At 68.4% G+C, this 708-nt stretch carries 1 protein-coding gene; it reads left to right on the top strand.

The window, feature by feature from the left end; translation table 11 throughout:
- A partial coding sequence (locus tag V7116_RS19555) for a hypothetical protein (RefSeq protein ID WP_324393651.1) occupies nucleotides 1-708 on the top strand: 708 nt, incomplete at both ends.

Genomic DNA, 708 nt, shown 5'->3' with positions numbered 1-708 from the left:
GAGCGGGGCGGCGGCGCTCGTGCCGCTGCTGGTCGCGCCGGTCGCGCTGTCGATACCGCTGTGGAAGATCTCCGAGGCGTGGCGGCTGAACGCGGTCGATACATCCGTGGCAGGCTACCACGCGCTCGAAGTCAGCGGGGAGATGCCCGACGGCACGACGGTCACCAACGAATTTCTGCCCGCCGACGTGTACGTGATCCCCGATCCGACCAACCGCCTGCTGTCCGACTACGCCGACGGGTACCCGGTCGATAAGGCGCACCGCGACATTTTGCCGGACAACGTGACGCTCACACTGCTCGATCACGGCCCGGAACACGACGAATGGCGGATCGACGCGCCGGACGGCGTGACGCTCGAAGTGCTTACGTTTTACTTCGCAGGCTGGACAGCGCGCATCGACGGTGACGAGACGCCGATCACACCCTCGCAGCCGCACGGCCTGATCACGTTCAGCGTGCCGCCGGGCACCCATACGATCCGACTGTCGCTGGAACGGACGCCCGCGCGCTGGCTGGCGGACGGGCTGACGTGGGCGGCGATGCTCGGCACGGTCGCGGCGGGTTTGGTGATCGGGCGGCGCAGGGGAATGCCGGACGGCGCGGCCTCACCATCGACCGCAGCGCACGTTGTTCCCTGGAGTCCATTGGCCGGGGCCGCCGCGCTGGTGCTAATCGCGGGATTGGCGGCGGTCTTTATGCGCGAAGG

Origin of the sequence: Aggregatilinea sp., from assembly GCF_036822615.1 — a bacterium.
GTDB lineage: Bacteria > Chloroflexota > Anaerolineae > Aggregatilineales > Aggregatilineaceae > Aggregatilinea.
Note: the sequence above shows the minus strand (reverse complement) of the source record. Positions and strands in the feature narration are given on the sequence as shown.